The sequence below is a fragment of the Pseudomonas sp. B10 genome, assembly GCF_900156235.1.
Taxonomy (GTDB): domain Bacteria; phylum Pseudomonadota; class Gammaproteobacteria; order Pseudomonadales; family Pseudomonadaceae; genus Aquipseudomonas; species Aquipseudomonas siliginis.
On the sequence record NZ_LT707063.1, the window covers coordinates 4028175 to 4046544 of the forward strand.

Below are 18370 nucleotides of genomic sequence, written 5' to 3' on the forward strand. Positions count from 1 at the left end.
CAAAGCCAGGGCGTAACTCAATGAGCGTAAGCAATCCAACCCTGATCACGTTCGTGATCTACATCGCAGCAATGGTGCTGATCGGCTTGATGGCCTATCGCTCCACCAACAACCTTTCCGACTATATTCTCGGTGGTCGCAGCCTCGGCAGCGTCGTCACCGCGCTGTCTGCCGGTGCCTCCGACATGAGCGGCTGGTTGCTAATGGGCCTGCCGGGCGCCATCTACATGTCCGGTCTGTCCGAAAGCTGGATCGCCATCGGCCTGATCGTCGGTGCCTACCTGAACTGGCTGTTTGTCGCCGGCCGTCTGCGTGTGCAGACCGAGCACAACGGCGATGCCCTGACTCTGCCGGACTACTTCTCCAGCCGTTTCGAAGATAAAAGCGGCTTGCTGCGGATTATCTCGGCGGTGGTGATTCTGGTGTTCTTCACCATCTACTGCGCTTCCGGCATCGTCGCCGGTGCCCGCCTGTTCGAAAGCACGTTCGGCATGACCTACGAAACGGCGCTGTGGGCCGGTGCGGCGGCAACGATTGCCTACACCTTCATCGGCGGTTTCCTCGCGGTGAGCTGGACCGACACTGTGCAAGCGACCCTGATGATCTTCGCGCTGATCCTCACGCCGATCATCGTCCTGCTGGCCACTGGCGGCGTCGACACCACGTTCCTGGCCATCGAAGCGCAAGATCCGAGCAACTTCGACATGCTCAAAGGCACCACCTTCATCGGCATCATCTCGCTGATGGGTTGGGGTCTGGGCTACTTCGGCCAGCCGCACATCCTCGCGCGTTTCATGGCGGCGGATTCGGTGAAGTCGATCGCCAAGGCGCGTCGCATTTCCATGGCCTGGATGATCCTCTGCCTGGGCGGCACCGTAGCGGTGGGCTTCTTCGGTATCGCTTACTTCTCGGCGCACCCTGAAGTAGCCGGTCCGGTCACCGAGAACCCGGAGCGCGTGTTCATTGAACTGGCGAAAATCCTCTTCAACCCATGGGTTGCCGGTGTGCTGCTGTCGGCCATTCTGGCTGCGGTAATGAGCACCCTGAGCTGCCAGTTGCTGGTGTGCTCGAGCGCCCTGACCGAAGACTTCTACAAGACCTTCCTGCGCAAGTCCGCCTCCCAGCTTGAGCTGGTCTGGGTCGGTCGTGCCATGGTGCTGCTGGTAGCCTTGATTGCTATCGCGATGGCTGCCAACCCGGAAAACCGCGTACTGGGTCTGGTATCCTACGCCTGGGCCGGTTTCGGTGCTGCGTTCGGTCCGGTGGTGCTGATTTCGGTGGTCTGGAAAGACATGACCCGCAACGGCGCACTGGCCGGCATTCTGGTCGGCGCGATCACCGTGGTGGTCTGGAAGCACTTCGAACTGTTGGGTCTGTACGAAATCATTCCTGGCTTCATCTTCGCCAGCCTGGCCATCTACTTTGTCAGCAAGGCGGGTGAACCGACTCGCGGCATGGTTGAGCGTTTCGAGGCAGCGGAAAAAGACTTCCATCTGAACAAGTGATGGACTGAGCTTCGGCTCACATGAAAACGGCCCGCTTTCTAGAGGAAGCGGGCCGTTTTTTTGTTCCTGTGATTCTTCAACAACACTGGAGAACCCTGTGGGAGCTGGCTTGCCAGCGATGACGGTGTGTCAGTCAGCGATAAGTTGAATGTGCCGACCTCATCGCTGGCAAGCCAGCTCCCACAGGGACACTGACCGGCTTGAAGGAATGTCTGTAGTCAAAGTGCTAATTTCTAAAGGTCCTTTCAGCAAACCACGTAGGGCAAATCTGAATTTGCCGTCACCTGCTCAGCACCCCTTGCCCCTCATGCAGAATCGCCCGCCCTCACACTGCAGAGAGACATCGGATGTTCGCGCCTGCCAATCAACCGCGTTTCACGTTGACCCTCGAAGGCGCCCGGCATGACCTCAAAGTCCTTGAGTTCACGGGCAGGGAAGCCATCAGCCAACCCTTTCGCTTCGAGCTGGAACTGGTCAGCGAGCGGCCGGATCTGGATCTGGAAAGCCTGCTGCATGGTCAGGCGTTTCTGAGTTTCGATGCTCAGGGTTGCGGTATTCATGGTCAGATCTATCAGGTCGGGCAGGGCGATTCCGGGAAACGTCTGACACGCTATCACCTCAGCCTTGTCCCGCGTCTGACGTATCTGGGGCATCGCATCAACCAGCGGATTTTTCAGCATCAGAGCGTGCCGCAGATAGTCACGCAGATCCTCAAGGACCATTCGATCCTGCGCGATGCCTTTGAATTTCGCCTGGGCAGCGAATACCCGGAGCGCGAATACTGCGTGCAATACGCCGAAAGCGATCTGGCCTTCATCCAGCGCCTGTGTGCCGAAGTCGGCATTCATTACCACTTTCAACACAGCCCCGAAGGCCATTTGCTGGTGTTCGGCGACGACCAGACCGTATTCCCCAAGCTGTCCGAGTCGACGCTGTATCTGCCGGGCAGCGGCATGTCGGCGGGCGCGCCGGCGATTCAGCGTTTCAATGTGCGCGTGGAAACCCGCACCAGCGTCGTCACCCGGCGCGACTACAACTTCGAAAAACCACGCCTGTCGCTGGAAAGTCGCAGTGACGGCGAGCAGCGTCCGGTGCTGGAGGACTACCACTTCCCCGGCCAATTCAACGATCGCGAAACCGGCAGACACCTGACGCGCCGCGCGCTGGAACGGCACGTTGCCGATTACCGTCAGGCCGAGGGCAGCAGCGACGAGTCTTCATTGGTCTGCGGCCATTTCCTGCAACTCACCGAGCATCCGCGCAGCGACTGGAATGATCTGTGGTTGCTCACCTGTGTCGAGCATCGCGGCCGCCAGCCGCAAGTGCTGGAAGAGTCGGTGACCAGCGATGGCGAATCCTTCCAGGGCTACCGCAATACTTTCGTGGCCACGCCGTGGGACGTGGTCTTTCGTCCCGCGCTGTGCCCGGAAAAACCGCGCATGTCGGGCTACCAACCTGCCGTGGTCACCGGCCCGAAAGACCTGGAAATCCATTGCGATGAATACGGCCGGGTCAAAGTGCAACTGGCCTGGGATCGTGATGGCGAACTCAACGAGCACTCCAGTTGCTGGCTGCGCGTCGCGACCGGTTGGGCTCACGATCACTACGGCAGCGTGTTGATTCCGCGCGTCGGTATGGAAGTGCTCGTCGGCTTCATTGATGGCGATGCCGACAAGCCGCTGGTCATGGGTTGTCTGCCGAATGCGGCGACCCCGGTGCCGCTGGATCTGCCGGCAGACAAGACCCGTAGTATCTTCCGCAGCCAGAGCAGCCCAGGCGGTGGCGGTTATAACGAACTGCGCATCGAGGACAAAAAAGGTGCCGAGGAAATCTACCTGCGTGCCCAGCGCAACTGGACACAGCATGTGCTCAACGACCAGCAGTTGCAGGTCGATAATCAGCGCAGTGTGGTGGTCACAGGGACTGCCCGCCATGAACTGAAGGCCGACGAGCAACGCATCACCCACGGCCAGCGCCAGACCGAAGTCAGGCAGGATGATCATTTGTCCGTGCTCGGCGATCAGCAGGTTCGGGTGAACAGCCAGGCCACCAGCGCCTCGGCGCAGATCCATATCAGCGCAGGCCAGCAAGTGGTCATTGATGGCGGCGCGAGCGCGACGATTCAGGCCGGGGGACAGTGGATCAACATTGGTCCCGGCGGAATTTTCAGCAGCGTGCCAATTGTTGTGGGCGGCGCGCCGATGGCGGCGACCAGCGCTGCGCCGGTGGTGCCGGGATTGCCGGAGAAACTGGCCGCTGCGCCGGCGGCGATTCTCACCGCTGCACAGATCATGAGTCTCAAAGGTGATGCGCCTTTCTGCGAAGAGTGTGAGCGGTGCAAGGACGGTGTCTGTGCAGCCTGAACAGTTGACGCCCGAACAATGGCTGGCGCGGCAGCCGCTGCATGCGTCGGAACAACTGTTCGCCATTTTCAGCCGTGCCAGCGACGCCGATGCCTTCAAAGCCTGGCAGGGCACGGCGAAACCGGTCTGGGCCGAGACCATTTATGCCGAGTGGGACGCGGTGATGCCCTATGTGGGAATTGTCGCTGCAGACAGTGAGTTTTTACGTTGGGTGGCGGAAACAGAATCCCGGGATTGGGGATGGTTGGCGGTGTCTTCGGCGGATCTGGAAGTGCTGCTCGAACATTTCTGCAGCCTGACTCAAGTGCTGATGCCGGACGGTAAAGCGGTGTTTTTCCGCTTTTGGGATGGTCGGTTTCTGCTGCCTCTTTTGCAGTCTGACGAGGTCATTCCCGCGCAATGGCTGCCAGTCGTTTCACGAGCCTTGATCAATGGCCAAGCCATTGAAATCGGGGGGCGCGCCCTGGTTTCGGGGCGAGTCTTTCCGTGGTGGAGCGTGCCGCAATCGTTGTTGGCGCAGACTGATGCAAGCGTACGCATCGCCAATGCTTTGCAATGGCTGAGCGAGGAGCAACCGGCGGTGTTCGAGGCGTTTCCCGAGGCGGTCCTGCGCTGCAAGGTCGGGCAGTTTTTCAAATTATCGATGTCGGAAGATTCGTCACGATCGGCGCTTCTGGAGTTTTTGCTGGCAGAGGCAGAGTGAAATTTCGGGGCAAACGCTTCGGACGTTTCCTTCGAATCACGGCGGTTTTCATGAACTGGTGCGTGGTGAGTTGCAGGGATAGTCTTTTCGTTGTCGCCGCGAGAGCGGTGGCAGGGTGAAGGATCCCCGCATTCATGACGTTACAGTTCGTTGGCTTTTTGCGGCACTTGGTTCAAGTCCGTAAGATCGTTCGCGGCGGCTGTGCGTGGGGCACGCTTCGGCGTGGCCGAGGTCCATGATTGCTCGGTTCCTACTCCTGCGCACAGCTGCCACCCTAACCCGTAGGAAGGTGTGATGGCGGCTCACGTTTATCAATCATGGGACCCGGAAAATGACCAATATGCATACTGATCCACCCTACGAAAAAATCACGCCTCACCCCGACAACCGCTTCATGGCCCTCACCGGCAATTGCAGCGACATGCCCAGCCTGTTCGTCGACACCCATGTGCCTCTCGATATCCTCATGGACGCTGCCAACCACCGCATCCGCGCCGTGGTCCAGGTCCTGGAAAACATGTGCATGCGCGGCTCGATCGAATGCGACTCTTTCATCCTCAGCGACTTTGCATTGCTATGCGCCATTCCACTGCGCGATGGCTGTGATGTGCTGGACGTTATCGGCAAGCGCTTGAGCGCGATGCCTTAGCGACAGCGTTGGACATAGATCCTTCCAGCCTCGCTCTTTGGAAGGATCAGTAAACTCTTAAAAGCTCAATTCTGTAGGTACTGATCCTGCGATTTGATAAACGCATCGAATGCTGGAGAGTTGTAAATTTCGAGACAAGAATAAAACACTATATTTCTCCCTGACTGTTTGCTCGTTGAGGATGCCTTCGTATACGCCTCTGTCACATATTTTTCGGTTTCAGCGTAGGGATCATGAATGACCTCGAGCGTATCCTCATTTTGCGAAATCGCGTGCTGACCTTTACCCATCGCGGAGTAAGCACCGATCGCGAGTCCGAGATCCGACTTGATGTCTGAATCGCTCTTGAATTGATTGGAAATGCAATTGGCGAGTCCGTAATTTTTCAGCGAAGTTCTCGCTGCGTTTACCTCTGCTTCGCTTGAGAGCGCAGTTGCAGATGTGCCGAGGATACTGATTGCGACGAACAGCCGGAATTTCATCCCTTTAACTCCCAAAAGTTGATTTTTTCCAGTTTTACCTCTGGTTTGTCGTAAGTGTGGCTGTCTGAGCGATGGTAGTCACTGTTATCACCTGTTTCGCTACCGTTCCATAAAGTCGCATGGCCTGTGGCATCGCTCCAGCCGGTAATCTCCATGATGATTACACCCTTTTTGCCATTGATGAAGTTTGCCTCGCCCATTTTCAATTCATGATCCGGGGCGCCCCAATTGTGTTTCAGGAAGACCAGGAAATCTGCGACTTTCATGATGTAGGGAAGTTGATCCGCACCGGCCAAGCGATAGATAGATTTGCTTGGGATAATCGTTCCTTTCGGAATTTTATATCCGCCGTAGTTAAACCCTCTGCTTATTCTTAAAGCGCAAGCGTTCGCGTAAGCGTCGGGTTTTTCTGCTCTGGCAGCTTCGACATTACCTCCCACAAGCGCATACACGTCAATCGAGCTTTTGAGCCCAACCTCTGCATAAGCAGTCCATATGGTGCTGAATCTTGGCCTTTTCACGACTATGTTGGAGGTGACGCCGCCCGCGCTGATATTAAGCTGAGCCATTAGACTTCTCCCTCCATTTGAAAGACCTCGGCATTTAAAGCGTTTGGAATGGTTGCAATGCCTTTCGCGCCTACGGTGCCCGACAGTGTTTTTTCTGTGGCGCCGCTGATAGTCACAGTGACGGTTTCCCCAAGCTAATATCCGGAAGTTTTTACGTGAATATTCAGATCGGTATAGAAGCGCGATACTGTATCGACTGGCGTATGGTGTTCTCCATAAGAGAACGTGATGCGCTGGATGCTCTTCGGTTGCGAAGCCAAGGGGGGTATGGGGGAGAAGATCGCCGCACTATGTTCGCCACCGCCGTATACGGAAGATTGTGTAGAGAGCACTGTGTTGGATTTTGGGGGACAGCCACACGCTACATAATCTCCTTCAAGCGCAACGGGGCCAGCAGGCAGAATGATTGTTCGCGGGCCGACAGCGACGATGGGCCCTCTTCCTGGAGGACATACAGGACAGCTAGCCATATGACCGATAGAGGAAGTGCTTGCCGCGTAATCAATGTTTATTCCAGTGTTTCCTTCGAGGACCGCGCCGCCAGTTGATGTAGGGGCACCGATTCCGATCACCTTTCGTCCCATGTAAATTTCCCTCTTTACTGGTTGAGTGCTCTGGATGTTCGCATTCTCTTCATGCGTGAGACGACGCCTATCCCACGACAAGATGTTTCTTTATGTTGTGCATAGCGTTGCGGTGGAGCCGCTTGTTGCGCCAAGTCTGGAACGCGCAGCGTCCCGAGAGGCATTCCCGCGCAGAGTGTGGGAACGATCCGCTCGCAGGAAAGCCGCTCGGCTGCGAACCCCTGACTTGCCGCCCGGTAAAAGGTAAACTTTGCGGCCCTCGCAGGAGCAGCCATGAATTATCGTCACGCCTTCCATGCCGGCAATCACGCCGATGTGTTCAAACACCTGACCTTGACCCGCCTCATCGCCCTGATGTCGCGCAAGGAGCAGCCGTTTGCCTATCTCGACACGCACGCCGGCATTGGTCTGTATGACTTGCAGGGCGATCAGGCCAACCGTACCGGGGAGTACCTGGAAGGCATCGCGCGGTTGTGGGATCAACCGGACCTGCCGGCGCTGACCGCTGATTACATGAAGGTGCTGCACGAGATGAACCCGGATGGCCAGTTGCGCTATTACCCGGGTTCGCCCGAGCTGGCGCGGCGCCTGACGCGGCCGCAGGATCGGGTGATGCTCAATGAGAAGCACCCGGAAGATGGCGTGCTGCTCAAGGACAATATGGCTGGCGATCGTCGGGTGAAGGTCCATTTGGGCGAGGGCTGGCACGTGGCGCGGGCGATGTTGCCGGTGCAGGAGAAGCGCGCGGTGATGCTGATCGATCCGCCGTTCGAGCAACTGGACGAGATGCAGCGTTGCGCGGCGTCGATGAAAGAAGCCATCGGCCGCATGCGCCAGACTGTGGCTGCGATCTGGTATCCGGTGAAGGATCAGCGTGCACTGCGGCGTTTCTATCAGGACCTGGCAGGCACGGGTGCACCGAAGTTGCTGCGTGTGGAGCTGCTGGTGCATCCGCTGGACACGCCGAACAGCCTGAACGGTTCCGGGCTGGCGATCGCCAATCCGCCGTGGGGGCTGGAAGAAGAATTGCGTGAGTTGCTGCCGTGGTTGTCGAAGAAGCTGGGGCAGACCCAGGGTGGCTGGCAGATGGATTGGTTGATTGCCGAGAGCTGATCGCCGAGCGATCGTTCCCACGCTCCGCGTGGGAATGCCTCAATGGACGCTCTGCGTCCGCTGTCAGGACGCGGAGCGTCCCAGGCTGCATTCCCACGCAGAGCGTGGGAACGATCAGGCGGGGTTAGTTGCCCGCCAGGCTCGCAGGCATGCACACACCGGTGCCGCCAATCCCGCAGTAGCCTTCCGGGTTTTTCGCCAGATACTGCTGGTGATAAGCCTCGGCAAAGTACACGGTCGGGGCCTGGTCGATCTCGGTGCTGATTTCACCCAAACCGGCCTTGGCCAGTTCCGCCTGATACACGTCTTTGCTTTTCAGTGCCGCATCCAGTTGCTCCGGGGTGGTGGCGTAGATCACTGAGCGGTACTGAGTGCCGATGTCGTTGCCCTGACGCATGCCCTGAGTCGGGTTGTGCAGTTCCCAGAACATCGCCAGCAGTTCTTCGTAACTGACTTGGGCCTTGTCATACACCACCAAGACCACTTCGGCGTGGCCGGTCAGGCCCGAGCAGACTTCTTCGTACGTCGGATTCGGCGTGAAGCCGCCGGCGTAACCAACCACGGTGCTGACCACGCCTTCGCGCTGCCAGAAGCGTCGTTCCGCGCCCCAGAAGCAACCCAGACCGAAAATCGCAAAGTCGACGTCCTGAAAGAATGGACCGAGCAGCGGGGTGTCTTCGAAGACGAAGTGTTTTTCCGGCAGGGTCATCGCGGTTTCGCGGCCGGGCAGGGCTTGTTCTTTGGTTGGAAGCACGTTTTTGTTCACCAGAATTTCCGAGCGCAGAACCATGAGCGTTCCTCTCAGTCAGGTTGGAGGTAAAAAGTCAGACCTCCAGTGTGCCGAATGATGCCGGAATTCGCACTATCAAAACTGTGGGAGCGAGCCTGCTCGCGAAAGCGGGGTGTCAGGCGACGAAGATGTCGACGGTTTTATCGCCTTCGCGAGCAGGCTCGCTCCCACAAGGGATCTTCATAGAAGCCGAGGTTAGAGGCAGAGCGGGCCGCGCGGATAGCGCTTGAGCGCATTGATCAGCTCATCACCCGGAATCGGTCGGTCGAACAGGTAACCCTGGCCGACGTCGCAACGATGCCGGCGCAGGAACGCCAGTTGCTCGGCGGTTTCGATGCCTTCGGCGACGACCTTGAGTTTCAGGTTGTGGGCCATGGCGATCACCGCGGAGGTGATTTCCATGTCGTCCTGGTTGTCCGGGATTTCATGGATGAAGCTGCGATCAATCTTGATGATGTCGATCGGAAATTTCTTCAGATAGCTCAGCGACGAGTACCCGGTGCCGAAGTCATCCATGGCCAGGGTCAGGCCCAAGCGTTTGAGCTGGTCGAGCTGCAAATGCGTGTCTTCGGTGGCTTCCAGCAACAAGCCTTCGGTCAGCTCCAGTTCGAGCAGACTGGCCGGCAGCGCTTCTTCCCTGAGGATGTTGGCGATCGAGGCGACCAGATCCGGATCGGAGAACTGTTTCGGTGACAGATTGATTGCCACCTGCAGATTGCCTAGGCCGGCAGCGGTCAGGGATTTGCTCATGCGGCAGGCCTGACGAGCAATCCACTTGCCGATCGGAATGATCAGGCCGGTTTCCTCGGCGACGCTGATGAACTGGTCCGGGCGGATCATGCCGCGCTCCGGGTGGTTCCAGCGCAACAGCGCTTCCATGCCCAGCAGGCGACCGCTGCGCAGGCACAGCTTGGGCTGGTAGAACACGTCCAGCTCGTTCTGCGTGAGGGCGCGGCGCAGGTTGTTCTCGACGAACAGTTTGTAACTGGCTTCAGCGTTCAGCGCTTCAGTGAACACCTGCAACTGGTGTTTGCCGTTGGCCTTGGCCTTGTGCAGCGCCAGGCCGGCGTTGCGCATCAGGGTCTGCGGGTCGCGGCCGTGCAGCGGCGCGCAGGCCAGGCCGACGGAGCCGGTGACGCTGATCAACTGATTGTCGACGAACATCGGCTTGTCGAGGGTCATCAGCAACTGACTGGCGATCTGCTGCCCGGCCTCAAGGTCGGTGTCGTCGAGCAACACGGCGAACTCGTTACTGGCAAAACGCGCCAGGCTGCCACTCGGGCTGAGGCTGTTGCGCAGGCGCCGGGCGAGGCTGATCAACAGTTTGTCGCCGGTCTGGTGACCGAGGCTGTCGTTGATCCGCTTGAAGTTGTCGATGTCCACCAGCAACAGGCTGATCGGCGTGTCGCTGTCGCGGGCGAAGCGCTCATCGAGATTGCGGATGAATGCCGGACGGTTTCCAAGGTTGGTCAGGTTGTCGGTATAGGCCAGGCGCTCGATACGTTGCTGCGCGAGTTTAGTCTGGGTGATGTCTTCGTAGATGCCGATGTAATGCGTGAGCTCACGGTTATCGCCGTAGACCTTGGAGATCGACAGCTGGCCCCAGTACGGTTCGAGGTTTTTCCGGCGGCTTTTGAATTCGCCCTGCCAGCTGTTGCTCTGGGCCAGCGCCGAAGGCGCGTCGAACAGCAGTTCGCTGAGGTTTTCCAGCGCCGGCAATTCCGACAGGCGCTGGCCGTGGACTTCCTCGGTGGTGTACTGGGTGATCGCAGTGAAGCTCGGGTTGACGTACTCGACCACGCCGTCGCAGTTGACCAGCAAGAAGGCGTTGGCGCTTTGCTCGACCGCGCGCTGAAACAGGTGCAGGGCGCTAGTGGCGGTACGCCGGTTGTGATTGTTGATCACTTGCGCAAACTGGTCGGCCAGTTCGCCGGCAAAGGCGATTTCGTCGGACTGCCAGGCGCGGGTGACGCCGGTCTGTTCCAGGCACAACACGCCGACAACCTGGCCGTCGACGCGAATGCTGGCATCGAGCATGGCGTTGACATCACGCGGACGCATCGCCTCGGCCATCTCGCGGGTACGCGGATCGTGCATGGCGTTGTGGGCATCGATGGCGCGGCTGCTGTGCAGGGCTTCCATGTAGTCAGGGAAGCCGCTGATATCGATCGGCTCCGGCAGGATGTATTCCTGGGTCGCGCGATGGTAAGCGGAGATCGGCAGCAAGCGCTGGCCTTCGAGGTTCCACAGGCTAGCGCAGTCGATCTCGTAGATATCGCAGGCGCAGCGGGTGATCAGTTCGGCGGCTTCCTGCAGCGAGTTGTGCGTGCTGTAGCGCTGGCGTGCGAGCAGCAGAATCAGATCCTGCTGGGCACGCACGCGCTCCAGATGCTGCAGTTGTTCCTGCTGGGCACGCTGGTTCAGCTCAAGGGCGATTTGCAGGCGCGAGTTCTGGGTTTCCAGGTCGACCGAAGGCAGCGCCTGGGTTTCGTCGAACACCTCGTCGACTGCCAGCAGGTAGCCGCGCAGCAAGTGCCGGTTGTGCTGTTTGTAGGCTTCGCCCAGCTCGAGGATGTTCAACGCGCCGGCGGCGGTGTGCAGGGTGTAGCGCACCACGTAATGTGCGCTTTTGCTCAGTTGCTGCTGGATCGCATCGTGCAGTTGATAGCGCGCCTCGGGCTCCATCAGGCTGGCGTAAGGCGAGCCGACCAGCGCGCAGAGCTCGACGGCCGGCTGGCCGAACTGGCGTTCGCAGTTGGGATCGAGGAACAGCATTGCCCAACTGGCTTCATTCAAGCGCTCGAAACGCAGCATGCCGAGCCGCGAGGGCACAGGCAACTGCGTCACTACCTCGGCCGCCATACGGCTGGCGGCATCGGGCTGGCTCTTCATGAAGGAAACTCGCTTGGAAATATGCTGAATGCGCCGGGCTCTCGCCCTCTTGTCTGTTGGCTGCGGCAAGGTTGCATCATTGCGGCACCGACTGACAAGAGAGATGAAGGCCAAGTGCTATAAGAATATGTCGGCTGCAGTGAACATTTCTCCAGTGCACAACTGAAATGAGCAGAAGATCGCAGCCTTGAACAACTCTTGCAGGCGCCACGTAGCCATATAGGAGCTGCCGAAGGCTGCGATCTTTTGGTGTTTCAACGCAATTTCATACTGATCGACTGCAACTTCTTGCCATCGCGGTCATGGTAATTGACCAATATCTGATCAGCCTCGACCACCACATGCGCAAAATTGTCCTGACTCACCACGGCACTGGTCAGCTCGTGCCGATAATCCCCGGCCGCTGTGCGCACCAGCGGTTGATCGAGGATGAACGTCGAGGCCTTGGCATACGGCAGCAATTTGCTGTTGTGCAGTGGCGAGGACACGATGGTGTGCACTTCGAAATCGGTGTCCTCGCTGTGACTCAAGCGACTGGTCAGCGAGCCATGGACGTCGCCGGAGACGAACACCACGTTCTTGATCCGGTGAGTGCGGATGGTTTCCAGCAGGCGCAGACGCTGCTCGGGAAAAGCTTTCCAGGCATCGTCACCGTTGAACTTGCGATCGGGATAGAACATCACGCTGGTCACCACGAATTTCACCCGTGCCGGGCTATGAATCAGCCATTGCAGCAGGGCCTGTTCCTGCTCGATGTCGAGAATGCGCCGGTCATCCTCAGACAAGTTGCGTCGGGTGCGGCTGTCGGTGACAAACCAGGCGATATCGCTGTCGCCAAACTGATACCAGTAATGCTTCAACGTATCCCGGTCTATCTGACCCTTCTCATTACATGCATAAACCGGGCTGTGGCTGGCTTGATAAAGTTCATAAGCGGCCATGGCGTTGCGATATAAGTCCTCGTCCGCTGCGGTGGCATTGGCAGGCCAGTTATCTTCTATTTCATGATCGTCGAGCATCATGTAAGTCGATGTATTGGACATCAGTCGCTGAATATTCGGTTGCGAAAATGCCGTTCGATATTTCTTCAGGATGTCTTTGGCTTCGCGATCCGGAGCAATGACATTCAAATCATCTACATACACTTGATCTCCGGTCATGATCACCGCGCTGACGGGTAGATGACTGTTCTCGACAAGTTGATTGATCGAGCCAAAGATGCGATCGCCCAGTTGCGGCAACGAAGCAATGCCCGCGGTGATCCGCAGATAACGGCAAGATCCGACGATAAAGCCCCGGGGCTGGCTGGCTTGCGCGGTGCGGGTACGAAAGCGGTAGAGCTGTCGCGGCCATTGCAGTGGAAACTCCACCACTGTGTCGATGGTGTGTACCGGATTCATCGGGCTTAACCAGCCGGCTTGATATTCGTATTCACAATCGGCGTCCAGATCCTGTAATACCAGTACGCCCGACATGTCGTTGGCTGGGTGCAAAAGTGCAAATACGCTGTTCGACCATTTTTCCGTGCCGGCCTGGCGAGCGCGAACTCCGGCAAATACACGTTTTTTGTCCTGTTGTTCGCCGCGCATGAAAATGCGCACTTCGTTAGTTGTGGTGTGGCCCACGATGGGGCCGATAGTCGGTTTGAACATGATCGATTCCGTTCGAGATTTTAATAAACAAGAATTAAATAAGCGGAGCGCGTTGAAGCAACTTTCCTGAGCAGAGGTTAGTTGGCCAGCGGCGGAAAATATTGGCGTTAAGTGGACCAGACCTGTGGCCGATGTCAGCGCAGGTTGTAGGAAAGAGGCGCGATTCGGTTTATTTCAGGCAAAAAAAAGCCCCGTCAATTGACGGGGTTGAGGTACGAGCGTGTGGCGCTCGAAAGGGTGCAGCAAGCGGCCCTCCGTCTCCGGAGGGCCGTTTGGGTTACAGCAGGATGGTGCGGATGTCGCCCAACAGACTGCCCAGACGCTGAGTGAAGCGTGCCGCTGCAGCGCCGTTGATCACGCGGTGATCGTAGGACAGCGACAGTGGCAGCATCAGCTTCGGCTGGAAGGCTTTGCCGTCCCAGACTGGCTGGATGGTTGCCTTGGAAACACCGAGGATCGCCACTTCCGGCGCGTTGACGATCGGCGTGAAGCCGGTGCCGCCAATATGGCCGAGGCTGGAAATGGTGAAGCAGGCGCCTTGCATCTCGTCCGACGACAGCTTCTTGGTGCGGGCTTTCTCAGCCAGCGAAGCCGCTTCGGCAGCGAGTTGCAGCAGGCTCTTCTGGTCGACGTTCTTGATCACCGGCACCAGCAGGCCATCCGGAGTGTCGACGGCGAAGCCGATGTTCACGTATTTCTTGCGGATGATCGCCTTGCCGCTTGGCGCCAGCGAACTGTTGAAGTCCGGCAGCTCCTTGAGCAAGTGCGCGCAGGTCTTGAGCAGCAGCGGCAGGATGGTCAGCTTGACGCCAGCCTTCTCGGCTACGGCTTTCTGCGCAACACGGAAGGCTTCCAGCTCGGTGATGTCCGCCGAGTCGAATTGCGTCACGTGTGGCACGTTCAGCCAGCTGCGGTGCAGGTTGGCAGCGCCGACCTGCATCAGGCGGGTCATCGGCACTTCTTCGATTTCGCCGAAACGGCTGAAATCGACCACCGGGATCGGCGGGATGCCCGCGCCACCGGTAGCGCCGCCAGCAGCGGCCGGGGCTTCCTTGGCCTTCTGCATCATCGCCTTGACGTAAACCTGCACGTCTTCCTTGAGGATGCGCCCGTGCGGACCGCTGGCGCCAACGGCGCTCAGCTCGACGCCGAACTCACGAGCCAGTTGACGCACGGCAGGGCCGGCGTGAACTTTGGCGCCCGGCTTGGCCGGTGCGGCGGCAGGAGCGCCAGCAGCAGGTGCAGCGGCAGCCGGAGCAGCAGCGGCAGGTGCCGGAGCGCTTGGTGCAGCAGCCGGAGCCGGGGCAGCAGCAGGTGCCGCGCCTTTGACTTTGAGCTTGAGGATCAGGTCGCCGGTACCGACTTCGTCATCCAGCTTGATCGAAACGCTTTCGACCACGCCAGCGGCAGGCGATGGAATTTCCATGCTCGCCTTGTCGGATTCCAGGGTGATCAGCGACTGGTCGGCTTCAACGGTATCGCCCGCCTTGACCAACACTTCGATGATCTTGGCTTTGCCGGCCGAGCCGATGTCCGGAACGTGGATGTCCTGAACGCTGTCGGCAACCGGTGCTGCTGGCGCGGCTGCCGGAGCAGGCGCAGCGGCAGCGGCAGGCGCAGCAGCCTGAGCCGGAGCGGCCGCAGCAGGGGCCGCAGCACCCGCCACTTCCAGATCCAGAATCAGGTCGCCAGTGCCGACTTCGTCGTTGAGCTTGACGCTGATGGCCTTGACCACGCCAGCGGCAGGCGACGGGATTTCCATGCTCGCCTTGTCGGATTCCAGGGTGATCAGCGATTGATCAGCTTCGACGCTATCGCCGACCTTGACCTGAATCTCGATGATCTGTGCCTTGCCCGACGAACCGATGTCCGGCACGTGCACTTGCTGTACCGAAGCGGCAGCAGGAGCAGCGGCAGGCGCGGCAGCAGCAGGTGCCGCAGCCGGTTTCTCTTCGGCTTTCGCAGCAGGTGCGGCGGCAGGTGCAGGGGCCGCTTCAGCGGCGCCCTCGACTTCCAGCTCGAGCAGTTCGTCGCCTTCTTTCAGACGGTCGCCCAGCTTCACTTTCAGGCTCTTGATGACGCCGGCTTTCGGGGCCGGCACTTCCATGCTGGCCTTGTCCGATTCCAGGGTCAGGATGCTCTGGTCGGCTTCGATGCGGTCGCCGACCTTCACAAACAGTTCAATTACTTCACCTTCACCGCTGCCGATGTCAGGTACGCGAATGAGTTCGCTCACAAAATGTCTCCTCAGCAGTCCAGTGGGTTGCGTTTTTCCGGGTCGATGCCGAACTTGACGATGGCCTCGGCCACGACTTTAGGTTCGATATCACCACGGTCAGCCAGTGCTTCCAGGGCTGCCAACACCACGAAATGACGGTCGACTTCGAAGAAATGACGCAGTTTCTTGCGGCTGTCGCTGCGGCCGAAACCGTCGGTGCCCAGGACTTTGAATTCCTTGGACGGTACCCACTGACGGATCTGCTCGGCGAACAGCTTCATGTAGTCGGTAGATGCAATGACCGGACCTTTACGGCCGTTCAGGCACTCTTCGACGTAGCTCAGCTTAGGCTTCTGGCCAGGCTTGAGACGGTTGCTGCGCTCTACGGCGAGGCCGTCGCGACGCAGTTCGTTGAAGCTGGTAACGCTCCACACGTCAGCGCCGATGTTGAACTCTTCACGCAGGATCTTCGCCGCTTCACGCACTTCGCGCAGGATGGTGCCGGAGCCCATCAGCTGAACGTGGTGCGCCGCATCGCGGGTGTCTTCCTCAAGCAGGTACATGCCTTTCTTGATGCCTTCTTCGGCACCGGCCGGCATGGCTGGCTGCTGGTACGACTCGTTCATCACTGTGATGTAGTAGAAGATGTCCTGTTGCTCTTCGGTCATCTTCTTCATGCCGTCCTGAATGATCACCGCCAGCTCGTAGCCGTAGGTCGGATCGTAGGTGCGGCAGTTCGGGATGGTCGCGGCCAGCAGGTGGCTGTGACCGTCTTCGTGTTGCAGACCTTCACCGTTCAGGGTGGTGCGGCCGGCGGTGCCGCCGATCAGGAAGCCACGGGTACGGCTGTCGCCAGCGGCCCAGGCCAGATCGCCGATACGCTGGAAACCGAACATCGAGTAGAAGATGTAGAACGGCAGCATCGGCTGGTTGTGGCTGGAGTACGAAGTACCGGCAGCGATGAACGAGCTCATGGCGCCTGCTTCGTTGATGCCTTCCTCAAGGATCTGACCTTTCTGGTCTTCCTTGTAGAACATCACCTGGTCTTTATCGACTGGCTCGTAGAGCTGGCCGACGGAGGAGTAGATACCCAGCTGACGGAACATGCCTTCCATACCGAAGGTACGGGCTTCGTCCGGGATGATCGGGACGATGCGCGGGCCGATTTCCTTGTCCTTGACCAGTTGCGCGAGGATCCGCACGAAAGCCATGGTGGTGGAAATTTCACGGTCCCCCGAGCCATCGAGGATGGCTTTGAGGGTATCCAGATCCGGAGTCGGTACGCTGAAGCTCTGCGCGCGGCGCTGTGGCACGAAACCGCCCAGTGCGGCACGGCGCTCGGCCAGATAACGCGCTTCGGCGCTGTTTGGCTCTGGCTTGAAGAACGGCAGGTTCTCCAGCTCTTCGTCCTTGACAGGGATGTCGAAGCGGTCGCGGAACAGCTTCAGGCTGTCGACGTCGACTTTCTTGGTGTTGTGCGCAGTGTTTTTCGCTTCGCCGGCACCGGTGCCATAACCCTTGATGGTCTTGGCGAGGATGACGGTCGGTTGTTCCTTGTGGTTGACCGCTTCGTGGTACGCCGCGTAGACCTTGTACGGGTCGTGGCCGCCACGGTTGAGTTTCCAGATCTCGTCGTCGGACAGATCGGCAACCATTGCCTTGAGTTCAGGCGTGTTGAAGAAATGCTCGCGAACGAACGCGCCGTCTTTGGCTTTGTAGTTCTGGTACTCGCCGTCGATGACTTCGTCCATGCGGCGTTGCAGGATACCGTCGACGTCTTTGGCCAGCAGCGGGTCCCAGAAACGGCCCCAGATGACTTTGGTCACATTCCACTGCGCACCACGGAACACGCCTTCGAGTTCCTGGATGATCTTGCCGTTGCCGCGAACCGGGCCGTCGAGGCGCTGCAGGTTGCAGTTGATGACGAAGATCAGGTTGTCCAGCTTCTCGCGGCCGGCCAGGGAGATCGCGCCCAGGGATTCCGGCTCGTCGCACTCGCCGTCGCCCAGGAAGCACCAGACTTTCTGTTTGCCCGGCTGGATGAAACCGCGGTGCTCCAGGTACTTCATGAAGCGCGCCTGGTAGATCGCCTGGATTGGACCCAGACCCATCGATACGGTCGGGAACTGCCAGAAGTCAGGCATCAGCCAAGGGTGCGGATAGGACGACAGGCCTTGACCATCGACTTCCTGACGGAAGTTGTTCATCTGGTCTTCGGTGATGCGGCCTTCCATGAATGCACGGGCGTAAACGCCTGGCGAGGTGTGGCCCTGGAAGTAGATCAGGTCGCCGCCGTGTTCGTCGGTCGGGGCCTGGAAGAAATAGTTGAAGCCGATGTCATACAGGGTCGCACTGGAAGCGAAGCTGGAGATGTGACCACCCAGGTCCGAATCTCGCAGGTTCGTGCGCATTACCATGGCCATCGCGTTCCAGCGTACCAGCGAGCGAATGCGGCGTTCCATGAACAGGTCGCCAGGCATGCGTGCTTCGTGGGTAACGGGGATCGTGTTGCGGTAAGGCGTGGTGATCGCGTAAGGGAGCTGCGAGCCGCTGCGGGTCGCGAGTTCGCCCATACGGGTCATCAGATAGTGAGCACGGTCTTCGCCTTCTTTGTCGAGAACCGATTCCAGGGCGTCCAGCCATTCCTGGGTTTCGACGGGATCGAGGTCTTGCATGGCTTGCTCCAGGGCGGAAAGGCTTCCAGAATCGGTTGCCTGAGTTTGCGACTGGCCTTGTGGGCAGACGATTTAAAATTCTTGGATTGCCGACAGGTTGTTCCGGCGGCGTGTAGTTTTACTACAAATCTTCCGGCATTTCAGCCTTTCGAATGTATAGACGAGTAGTAAAACT

At 58.8% G+C, this 18370-nt stretch carries 13 protein-coding genes; 5 read left to right on the forward strand and 8 right to left on the reverse strand.

The features are described 5' to 3' along the window. Positions 1-20 precede the first annotated feature (20 nt). The 4 genes from putP (at position 21) to BXA01_RS18305 (ending at position 5220) form a co-directional block, all read left to right on the forward strand. Positions 21-1505: a sodium/proline symporter PutP gene (gene putP, locus BXA01_RS18290; RefSeq protein WP_076565286.1), complete on the forward strand. Its 1485-nt coding sequence runs from the start codon at positions 21-23 to the stop codon at positions 1503-1505. 347 nt (positions 1506-1852) lie between these two features. Beyond that, complete coding sequence (gene tssI / locus BXA01_RS18295) at positions 1853-3868, forward strand: type VI secretion system Vgr family protein (RefSeq protein WP_076565287.1); 2016 nt, start codon at positions 1853-1855, stop codon at positions 3866-3868. Continuing rightward, positions 3858-4571, forward strand: coding sequence for a DUF4123 domain-containing protein (locus BXA01_RS18300; protein ID WP_076565289.1), 714 nt, complete (start codon positions 3858-3860; stop codon positions 4569-4571). The genes tssI and BXA01_RS18300 overlap by 11 nt, the downstream gene beginning before the upstream one ends. A gap of 331 nt (positions 4572-4902) precedes the next feature. Continuing rightward, positions 4903-5220, forward strand: a complete 318-nt coding sequence (locus BXA01_RS18305) for a hypothetical protein (RefSeq protein WP_076565291.1) — start codon at positions 4903-4905, stop codon at positions 5218-5220. Between the two features lie 65 nt (positions 5221-5285). Here the strand turns inward: BXA01_RS18305 and BXA01_RS18310 are convergent, their stop codons facing one another. From BXA01_RS18310 to BXA01_RS18320, 3 genes are all read right to left on the reverse strand, one after another. Then, entirely contained in the window at positions 5286-5702 is a 417-nt protein-coding gene (locus BXA01_RS18310; protein ID WP_076565292.1) for a T6SS amidase immunity protein Tai4 family protein, read from the reverse strand. After that, complete coding sequence (locus BXA01_RS18315; protein ID WP_076565294.1) at positions 5699-6271, reverse strand: type VI secretion system amidase effector protein Tae4; 573 nt, start codon at positions 6269-6271, stop codon at positions 5699-5701. The genes BXA01_RS18310 and BXA01_RS18315 overlap by 4 nt, the downstream gene beginning before the upstream one ends. Before the next feature lie 134 nt (positions 6272-6405). Beyond that, positions 6406-6855 carry a PAAR domain-containing protein gene (locus tag BXA01_RS18320; RefSeq protein ID WP_231990988.1) on the reverse strand — a complete coding sequence of 150 codons (450 nt, stop codon included), beginning with the start codon at positions 6853-6855 and terminating at the stop codon, positions 6406-6408. Between the two features lie 273 nt (positions 6856-7128). On the opposite strand from BXA01_RS18320, the gene BXA01_RS18325 reads away from it, so the two are divergent. Beyond that, positions 7129-7968, forward strand: coding sequence for a 23S rRNA (adenine(2030)-N(6))-methyltransferase RlmJ (locus BXA01_RS18325; RefSeq protein WP_016772007.1), 840 nt, complete (start codon positions 7129-7131; stop codon positions 7966-7968). 124 nt (positions 7969-8092) lie between these two features. On the opposite strand, the gene msrA is transcribed toward BXA01_RS18325, so the two are convergent. The 5 genes from msrA to aceE all read right to left on the reverse strand — a co-directional run bounded on the left by msrA (position 8093) and on the right by aceE (position 18195). Continuing rightward, complete coding sequence (gene msrA / locus BXA01_RS18330) at positions 8093-8758, reverse strand: peptide-methionine (S)-S-oxide reductase MsrA (RefSeq protein ID WP_076565295.1); 666 nt, start codon at positions 8756-8758, stop codon at positions 8093-8095. A 195-nt stretch (positions 8759-8953) separates the two neighbouring features. Continuing rightward, positions 8954-11650, reverse strand: a complete 2697-nt coding sequence (locus tag BXA01_RS18335; protein WP_076565297.1) for a putative bifunctional diguanylate cyclase/phosphodiesterase — start codon at positions 11648-11650, stop codon at positions 8954-8956. A 254-nt stretch (positions 11651-11904) separates the two neighbouring features. Then, the gene (locus BXA01_RS18340) at positions 11905-13302 is read right to left on the reverse strand and encodes an alkaline phosphatase D family protein (protein WP_076565299.1); all 1398 of its coding nucleotides are present in this window, start codon (positions 13300-13302) and stop codon (positions 11905-11907) included. Positions 13303-13579: 277 nt separating this feature from the next. Next, positions 13580-15538, reverse strand: a complete 1959-nt coding sequence (aceF, locus tag BXA01_RS18345; RefSeq protein ID WP_076565300.1) for a dihydrolipoyllysine-residue acetyltransferase — start codon at positions 15536-15538, stop codon at positions 13580-13582. Positions 15539-15549: 11 nt separating this feature from the next. Beyond that, complete coding sequence (gene aceE, locus BXA01_RS18350) at positions 15550-18195, reverse strand: pyruvate dehydrogenase (acetyl-transferring), homodimeric type (RefSeq protein ID WP_041477616.1); 2646 nt, start codon at positions 18193-18195, stop codon at positions 15550-15552. Between the last annotated feature and the right edge of the window lie 175 nt (positions 18196-18370).